The organism is Rickettsiales bacterium (assembly GCA_025210695.1).
Classification (GTDB): Bacteria; Pseudomonadota; Alphaproteobacteria; order Rickettsiales; family CANDYO01; genus CANDYO01.
In genome coordinates this window covers 34,353-43,117 of the sequence record JAOARE010000026.1, presented here as the reverse complement: position 1 = coordinate 43,117, position 8,765 = coordinate 34,353, and the positions used below count along the sequence as shown (strand labels likewise).

The 8,765-nt window shown below is 33.5% G+C and carries 7 protein-coding genes and 2 tRNA genes; 4 read left to right on the top strand and 5 right to left on the bottom strand.

From position 1 onward, the window contains the following. From tuf to N4A31_04545, 3 genes are all read right to left on the bottom strand, one after another. The coding region (gene tuf, locus N4A31_04555; protein MCT4635498.1) for an elongation factor Tu at window positions 1-1,190 on the bottom strand (1,190 nt) is incomplete at its 3' end. 71 nt (window positions 1,191-1,261) lie between these two features. Continuing rightward, a tRNA-Gly gene (locus N4A31_04550) sits at window positions 1,262-1,335 on the bottom strand. Between the two features lie 8 nt (window positions 1,336-1,343). Continuing rightward, a tRNA-Tyr gene (locus tag N4A31_04545) sits at window positions 1,344-1,430 on the bottom strand. 121 nt (window positions 1,431-1,551) lie between these two features. Here N4A31_04545 and rlmB point away from each other — a divergent pair. The 3 genes from rlmB to N4A31_04530 all read left to right on the top strand — a co-directional run bounded on the left by rlmB (window position 1,552) and on the right by N4A31_04530 (window position 5,879). Further along, the gene (gene rlmB, locus N4A31_04540) at window positions 1,552-2,301 is read left to right on the top strand and encodes a 23S rRNA (guanosine(2251)-2'-O)-methyltransferase RlmB (GenBank protein MCT4635497.1); all 750 of its coding nucleotides are present in this window, start codon (window positions 1,552-1,554) and stop codon (window positions 2,299-2,301) included. Between the two features lie 116 nt (window positions 2,302-2,417). Then, on the top strand, window positions 2,418-4,211 hold the full coding sequence (locus tag N4A31_04535; GenBank protein MCT4635496.1) for a hypothetical protein: 1,794 nt from the start codon (window positions 2,418-2,420) through the stop codon (window positions 4,209-4,211). Window positions 4,212-4,217: 6 nt separating this feature from the next. Continuing rightward, on the top strand, window positions 4,218-5,879 hold the full coding sequence (locus N4A31_04530) for an ankyrin repeat domain-containing protein (GenBank protein MCT4635495.1): 1,662 nt from the start codon (window positions 4,218-4,220) through the stop codon (window positions 5,877-5,879). Here the strand turns inward: N4A31_04530 and N4A31_04525 are convergent. Then, window positions 5,869-7,425, bottom strand: a complete 1,557-nt coding sequence (locus N4A31_04525) for a DHA2 family efflux MFS transporter permease subunit (GenBank protein MCT4635494.1) — start codon at window positions 7,423-7,425, stop codon at window positions 5,869-5,871. The two genes, N4A31_04530 and N4A31_04525, sit on opposite strands and share 11 nt — an antisense overlap. Continuing rightward, window positions 7,415-8,428 (bottom strand): HlyD family secretion protein, encoded by a 1,014-nt coding sequence (locus N4A31_04520; protein ID MCT4635493.1) that lies wholly within the window; start codon window positions 8,426-8,428, stop codon window positions 7,415-7,417. Before N4A31_04520 ends, N4A31_04525 begins: the two co-directional genes overlap by 11 nt. A gap of 65 nt (window positions 8,429-8,493) precedes the next feature. Between N4A31_04520 and N4A31_04515 the strand changes: the two genes are divergently transcribed. Further along, complete coding sequence (locus N4A31_04515) at window positions 8,494-8,757, top strand: succinate dehydrogenase assembly factor 2 (GenBank protein ID MCT4635492.1); 264 nt, start codon at window positions 8,494-8,496, stop codon at window positions 8,755-8,757. Window positions 8,758-8,765: the final 8 nt, after the last annotated feature.

Sequence of the window (8,765 nt, the reverse complement as noted above, 5' to 3'; positions counted from 1 at the left end):
TATTTTAAAATTTTAGCAACAACGCCAGCACCAACAGTGCGACCACCTTCACGAATAGCAAATCTTAAGCCTTCATCCATTGCGATAGGAGATATTAATTCAACTTTTAAGTTTACGTTATCTCCTGGCATTACCATTTCTTTTCCTTCAGGTAAAACTATTGTACCTGTCACGTCTGTGGTTCTGAAGTAGAACTGTGGACGGTAATTTCCGAAAAACGGAGTGTGTCTTCCACCTTCATCTTTATTCAAGATATATGCTTCTGAATCAAAGTTAGTATGTGGAGTCATGCTGCCTGGTTTTACTAACACCTGACCACGCTCTACATCTTCTCTCTTTGTACCACGTAGTAATATACCAACATTATCACCAGCCTGACCTTCGTCCAATAACTTACGGAACATTTCAACACCAGTACAAGTGGTTTTTTGCGTAGGGCGAATTCCAACAATTTCAATCTCTTCACCAACTTTGATAATACCAGTCTCAACTCTTCCAGTAACAACTGTTCCACGACCTGAAATTGAGAACACATCCTCAATAGGCATCAAGAAAGGACGGTCAACAGGACGCTCTGGTTGCGGAATGAAACTATCTACCGCGGCCATCAACTCAATAATCTTGTCTTTACCAATCTCAGGATTATTACCTTCAATAGCTGCTAACGCCGAACCTTTAATAACAGGTATGTCATCACCTGGGAAACCATAAGAAGTTAATAACTCTCTTACTTCCATCTCTACTAATTCTAATAATTCTGGATCATCAACCATATCTACTTTGTTTAAAAACACAACTAGAGACGGAACACCAACTTGACGAGCAAGAAGAATATGTTCTCTTGTTTGAGGCATTGGACCGTCTGCTGCCGAAACAACCAATATCGCCCCATCCATTTGAGCAGCTCCAGTAATCATGTTCTTTACATAATCGGCGTGACCCGGGCAATCAACGTGAGCATAGTGACGCTTCTCTGTTTCATATTCAACATGCGCTGTTGCAATTGTAATACCACGAGCTTTCTCTTCAGGCGCTCTATCAATTTGATCGTAGTCTATTTTATCACCACCACCAAGCTCTGACATTATACCAGTAATTGCTGCTGTTAAGGTTGTTTTACCATGATCAACGTGACCAATTGTCCCTATATTGCAGTGTGGCTTATTTCTTAAAAACTTCTCCTTGGCCATCTTTAAATTTCTCCTCATTCTTAAATTGTGATAGACTTCACTAATTTAAAATAGCGAAGATCTTTTTATAATGGAGCGGGTGATGGGAATCGAACCCACGTAACCAGCTTGGAAGGCTGGGGCTCTACCATTGAGCTACACCCGCGTAAATTATGGTGGAGAGAGAAGGATTCGAACCTTCGTACGCATTACACGGACAGATTTACAGTCTGTTGCCTTTAACCACTCGGCCATCTCTCCCAATCCACTATAGACACTGAACATCTAATAGACACTGAACATCTATAGGATTGATATTTTTAATATATCTTGTATTATCTGTCAATCATTTTAACATATGTTTCTAACAAAAGATAAAAATATGTCACATAAAAAACAAAACAAAACTCAAGAATTATTTATTTACGGTAAACACCCAGTCATTGCTGCATTAAATAATCCTAATCGTAAGTATAAAAAATTATATACAACGCAGGAGATTTGGAGAGAATTAAAATTATCTTTTCCTAAGCTGGAAATTAAAGTTCATTTAATGGAAGCTCATGAAATAGATATGAGATTACCAGATGGAGTTAATCATCAGAATATAGTGCTAGAAGTTTTTCCATTAAAGGCATTAGAAATTGAAGATGTTCTTGAAAAGAATTCTGCTAAAGAAAAGTCTTGTTTAATAATTCTTGATCAGATTACCGATCCTCATAACATAGGTGCCATTATAAGGTCAGCTGCAGCATTTTCAGCAGATGCTATAATTTTAACAGAGCATAATAGTCCAAGCGAAAATCAAACCATTATAAAATGTGCTGTTGGAGCTTGTGAGTCTATTCCTTTAGTTAAAGTAACTAATTTAGCTAATTGTATGAAAATTTTACAGAAAGAAGGATACTGGATCATAGGTCTTGATGGGCATACTGATATAGAGTTGAATGACTCTATTTTCTCGGATAAAATAGTTTTCGTTTTAGGCTCTGAGGATAAAGGAATGAGAAATCTCACCAAGAAAAGCTGTGATTATATAGCAAAAATAAAAATTTCTAAGAATTTAGAAAGTCTTAATGTTTCTAATGCGGCTGCAATTGCTTTATATGAGTTTTCAAAATACAGCAGTTAAATATTATAATTATATAACAACATTGCATAATAAAGTTGAATTAACCTTATATTAACCTTTTCTGATTTACTCTTTTTACCCAAGAAATTAATTTTTAAGACAAAGGTTTCTATAATATGGTGGATGATGATGATTTTGTATTTACAGAAATAAATCCTGATATGTATAGTTTTGAAGATGCATCAGTTGAAAGAGATGAATTTATTAAAATTTGTCAGAAGGATGATTGGAGTAACAAAGACTTTGCTAGGTTAAAAGAGTTAAGTAGAACTGTTGGAGCGATGCCTGATAAGCATCCAGATGTAGTAAATTTTGCTTATTATGCTATGGATAAAGCGATAGAATCTGGTGACAAACAATCTATTAAAGATGCACTCAGTTTAACGGATAGAATTTTTACGCATAATTTTCATAGTCAAAGTTATCGTCCTAATGAAGATTCTCCAATATCAATAAATAAATTTAGATCTAATGTGGATGATCTTCTATATGCACACTTTTCTAATCCAAAGCATAATTTTCAGCCTCATTTTTATGAGAAGTTATATCCGCAGGGTTATCTAAAATTATCAGCGTTTAAAATGTTAGAGTCTGGAAGGGGGGATGATGGTTCTTCTAATTTACAGAAAGTGAATCAAGCTGTGGTAACATATGATTCAACTCCCAATCAAAGACAATTAGAGAGTTTAACAAGAGAGTTAGAGAGATCTATGTCTCGTGATGATATAGATATGGAGCGTATTATAGAGCGCATGACACCTGAGGGGCGTGGTGCAGAAGGTGATAGTTTATTAAAATCTGGTAAAGCTGATAATAAATTAATGCGTGACTATCAATATCAAACGGATTTATCAAAATATCCAGGAAACGGTAAAGCAGAAATTGCAATGAAATTTTCAGATAATTACCAATATCAATCCCTTATAATGGGATTGCCAGTAGAAGAGGCTATACAACAAACTCCAGAAACTATTCTTTATTCTCTTCATAAACATAAAGTTTTATCTGATCCTACGTATAGAGATATTCCTGATACTATAGGAGAGATTCTTACTAAGCTTCCAACTCGTATGAGTAACGCCATAACGGATGTTTTTACACCTAAGAAGCAAGGTGTTATTACTCCATCAATAGATGGTGTGACTACAAACTCTAAAGATGATGCATTACCTGTTTCAAAAGGGGGTACTTTGGCGGGTGGTAATAATACATTACATGTTTCTAAGGAGATTAATGTAGGAGAGGGTAGTAATGCATTGCCAGCACCAGGAGATAATACATCTATTAATGTTCCACAAAGTAAAGTTCCTACAACCTCTCAATTGGCATTAGGGGCAGTTGCTGTAGGGGCTGTAGCAATGGGGGCTAAAAAAGTTTATAATTTCTATACTCAAAATTTTGGTGAAGACGCAGCTCCAGAAAAGATTAGGGAAGCAAAATCTTTAATTTCTAACATTGTGAATTCAGATCAAGATCTTACAAAGATATATAACGATTTGACATCTCAAACAAATAAACTCACAAGAGAAGTAAATTATCTATACGATCAACAACAGCAGAACTCTCCTTTGTATAAAAAAACTAGAGAAAGCTTAGATCGCTTGTTGCAGACAAAAGAAAAAGCATATGATTTAGAAAATAGAGTTATACAAATAAAAGAAGATTTCAAAAATCTTGATAATTCTAATTTAAAGGTGAAATACATTGATGGGCTTATAAAAGAATATCATGATATTGAAAAAGGTTACGACAAATTGATTTTAGAGAAATCTATCTATGATATGAGACAGAAAGAGCCCGTAAAGAAAAAATCGGTTACTTCTTCAAGATCCCCAAGAAGCCATGCTGAAAGAATATTAGAGGAAAAACGTGAGAACAAACAACGATCTTTTGGTCGTTCTCAGGAATAAAATGATATGAATAATTTTGAAGTAAGAAAGGCTATTTTTAAAGAAGACTTTATTAAATCTATGAAGTCAGATTTTGTAGATACAAAATTTCTTAAAGATATGTTAAATGTTTTATTTGTAAATAAGATAGATCTAAAAGAATTAAGTGAGATATTAAATCAGCCGATAGATGATAAGGAAAATACAGCTTTACATATAGTTGCTGCTAAGGGAGATGAGGAATTAACCAAACTTTTTGTTCAATATGGAGCGCAAATAGATATAAAAAACAACCTCGGAAAAACCCCTCTAGAGGTGGCAAGGGCGGAAAATGCTACTATGATAGGCAAAGCATTGAATGCTTTAACTTTCGGATATACCGATTATCGCGATACAACAAAAACTCAAGCTATGATCAAAGACACAGCAGAAGTAGTAACAAAGTTTCAGAGCATGGCCAGAGGAACACAAGTTAAAAAAGCCAAACAAGCTAAAAAAGATTTAGAATCAGTTAGGGCAGTAAAAATAATATTTAAGCATCTTATAGAAAAAGATCCATCAAATTATAACCTTATAAAAGGAACTATAAGAGCTATAGATGAGAGATTTGGAAAGGGGGCGTTAAAGGGCGTATTAGACCAGCCAATAGACGCTAAAGGTAATACAGTTTTACATATTGCAGCTATAGATGGGGATATAGATTTAGCTAGAATTTTAGTTAGAAATGGAGCTTCCTTAGAGCCTAAAAATAAAAAAGGAAATACACCAGAAATAGAAGCAATTAATAATCAAAGATCTGTTTTTGATGAACTTAGTGATGCTCCAGACACAGATAAGGTTAGAGAATATTTAGCGAATACAAAAGTTAAAGATGTCGAGTTTCAAAGGAATGAAACACTAGCTAAAGGTCTAGTCGAAGAAATAAAACAATTTTATACGCATCATGCCAAGAAGTCCTCTCCTGCATCAGATATTTTTACGGAATCTGCTTTGTTAAAATTACAAGAAATTTCTAAAACTGAAGATTTTCAGAAGAATCCTTTAGAATATTTAGGGAGTAAAAATTTAGTGATATTAGAAGAAGTATTGCATGGGCAGAAGGATAAAACTAGTTCTCTTTATCAATCAGGAGCATCTGGATGGGTAAATTATTATGATCATGATGGATACATACAAAAGGCAATAGATACAGCAAGGGAGATTTTGCAAGTTGGTCAAGATTTTCAAGAGCAAATAGATAGAACAATAGTGTTTGAAAATTTTAGAAAGGCTTTAGAGTCCTCAGATATGAGTAAAATAGATAAGGTTTTACAAAAAATGTCCCCAGAGGTGAGGCAGGATGTTTTATCACAAGCTATGGATAAAGAAGGAAACACTGCGTTGCATCTGGCTGCGCTCAAGGGAGATAAAAAATTAGCAGAAGTTTTGGTTATAAATGGAGCTAATGTAACTGCAGAAAATAAAGATGGTGATACCCCTGAGAAAGTGGCGGTTAAGAATCAAAGATCTTTTCTTGGTCGTCTTGCTAATTATCCAGACACAGAGCCTGTTAGAGATTATCTATCGGATGCAGATAAAATAAAAAAAAGTAAATTAGGTAAAGAAATAAGAGAATTATCTTCAAAGTCTACTGCTAGGGCTAGGTTAAATAAGGTAATAAGTGGTAAGCCTGTTAAGGTTAGACAGTAGTATCATCTTTTTTATTAAGATCAAGTTTTTGTACTATAGGCATTAATAGAACACTGGCAAAAAACAACAAAGCTATAATAAAAAATACTTGATTAAAGGTTATAATATAAGCTTCACGTTCAGCAAGTTGCGTTATCATTTTTATAGCAGCAGAACCAGGTTCAACATAATCAAAACTAGTTAAATTAGATTCTATTAAATTATATGTATTATTAGCTGCATCATTATTATAATTAACGTTATCTCTAAGATGAGAATAATTTCTTTTTGTCCAATCTTGCAATAAAGTATTAGTTACAGCTAAACCAATTGCTCCTCCTAAATTACGCATTAGGTTATATAATCCACTAGCTGTATGAACTTCTTCTGTATTTAGGGTGGCAAAGGTTAAACTAGTGATGGGTAGAAAACAAAGCATTAGAGAAAATCCTCTTACAGCTTGAGGTAAGAAAAATTCATCAAATCCAGACTCATAAGTTATATTAGTGTTCATATAACACCCTAGGCCAAATAAAAACATTCCTGTGGCAAGCATTAGTCTTAAATCTATTTTTTTAGATAAGATACCTGCTACTGGAGCGGATAGAAGTTGGAAGACTCCGGTCACAAATAAATATTCGCCTATTTGAAGACTATTCAGACCTTTTATAAATCCAAGGTAAATGGGCAAAAGAAATACAGCCGTATATAATCCCCAGCCTAAAACAAAACTAAAGATACATCCGCAGGTGAAATTTCTGTCACGAAAAGCGTGAAGATTAATTACAGGATGTTCTATTATCCATTCTCTATATATCATTAGAATTCCTGAGAGCAGAGATATTGCTAATAATAAGCAAATAAGGTGGCTATCAAACCATTGCTTTTTGGTTCCTTCTTCTAGCGTATATTGTAAGGTTCCTAGGCAAATTATTATCAGAAATATTCCTATAAAGTCTATTTTTTGTAATAATTCATATTTTGCTTGATCAAAGTTCACTAATTTAAAAACAAAAAAAGTCACTAATATTCCAGGTATAATATTAAGAAGAAAAAGATATGGCCAGGAGAGATAGTCCGTTATATATCCTCCAATGATTGGGCCGGTTATAGGTGCTATTGTAACTACTAGCCCAATTACCACTGTAACATTTGGTCTCATTTTAGGAGGAAACACTACAAAAATAGTTGCAAACACGGTTGGAATCATAGCTCCACCAAAGAAACCTTGGAGAGCGCGAAATATTATCATAGACTCAAGATTCCAGGCTAGTGCACATGCTAAGCTCATTATAGTAAATCCAGCACAAGAAATACTAAATACTATTCTTGTGGAGAAAGCTTTGCATAACCATCCGCAAATAGGAATAATTATTACTTCAGCAATTAAATATGAAGATTGCACCCAATTTATTTCATCTTGAGTGGAAGATAAACCAGATTGAATCTCTCTAAGAGAACTTGCAACTATTTGAATATCTAATATGGCCATAAACATACCAAAAACCATGCTTATAAAAGCTATCCAGGTTTCTGTACTAACGGTGTTTTCTATATTAGAACTCAACCTTCACCTCGCAAGATAATCCAGACTTTAATAGAGATAAATCTTGATTTGAGTCAAAAATAATTTTTACAGGGATTCTTTGGACTATTTTAGTAAAATTCCCTGTAGCATTTTCAGGAGGTAATATGCTGAATTCTCCTCCGGTAGCTGGAGATAATCCATCTACTTTAGCTTTGAATTTAACTCCTTTAAAACTATCAACCGTAACTATAGATGCTTGACCGGGTTTCATCTTTCCTATTTTGGTTTCTTTAAAATTAGCTTCAACCCAGATATTACGCTGAACTAAATAGGCTAAAGCCGTTTGTGGAGAAGCTAGCTGTCCTATTTGTAAGGACCTACGGCTTATTTTTCCTTCGTTAGGGGCTCTGATAGTGGTATACTCTAAATCCACTAAGGCTAAATCTAATTTAATCTTAGCATCGTTAAGAAAGGCTTTTGCTTCATTAAGCTTAGAGATTGTGATGTCTCTATTTAATATTGCTTCTTTATAATTAAATTCTGCGGCAGAATAATCATTCTTTAAGCTGTTTTGTAAGTCACGTTTTTTTTCTAAAGTTTGTTGTGAAATACTTTTGTTTTTCACCAAAGACTCTGCTCTTTTAAGTTCGTTGTTAGCTACTTCAAAACTAACTTTAGCAGAATTTTTCTCTAGGATAGCTTTATTAATATCTAGCTCTTTTATATTAAGTGTTTGAGTTATATTATCTAATCTAGCATTGGCAGCTGCAACTTTTGCTTCTTCGAGCATAACTTTAAGTTTGTAATCTCTGTCATCAATTTTAGCTATTATTTGATTGGTCTTCACATCTTGATTATCGTCAACATACACTTCAGTTATATATCCGGTTACTTTAGGTCTTATAATTACAATATCTGATTTTAAATATGCATTATCTGTGAAAGCTGTGTCTTTACGAAAAAACAAAAATATACCTAATATTAGCAGAAGGATTATTAAGCTGCTTATCATCAATTTTTTAATATTTATATTTTTACTCATGATATAATTCCTGTATAGTAGGTGATATGAATTATATGTGAATTATGTGTTTAAAGCTATAAAATATGGAAGATATTACTATATACAGAAAAAAGCTTTTTTATAAAAGCGCTAATCGTGGATGGAAAGAGACAGATTTGTTACTGGGAGAGTTTACTAAACAACATATTAATGATTTTAGTCTCCAAGAATTAATTATGCTTGATGCTATTCTTGATGAACCAGATGGAGATATTTTTAACTGGATTACAAAAAAAATATCTATTCCAGAGAAGCATGATAATGAGGTGATGGCTTTGCTTCAGAATTTTAGAATTTTTAATTGTTAGAAAATTAT

Coding starts and splice junctions, on each gene's coding strand:
- N4A31_04520 (MCT4635493.1), bottom strand. CDS start 8,428: ATGAGTAAAAATATAAATATTAAAAAATTGATGATAAGCAGCTTAATA.
- N4A31_04530 (MCT4635495.1), top strand. CDS start 4,218: ATGAATAATTTTGAAGTAAGAAAGGCTATTTTTAAAGAAGACTTTATT.
- rlmB (MCT4635497.1), top strand. CDS start 1,552: ATGTCACATAAAAAACAAAACAAAACTCAAGAATTATTTATTTACGGT.
- N4A31_04515 (MCT4635492.1), top strand. CDS start 8,494: ATGGAAGATATTACTATATACAGAAAAAAGCTTTTTTATAAAAGCGCT.
- N4A31_04535 (MCT4635496.1), top strand. CDS start 2,418: ATGGTGGATGATGATGATTTTGTATTTACAGAAATAAATCCTGATATG.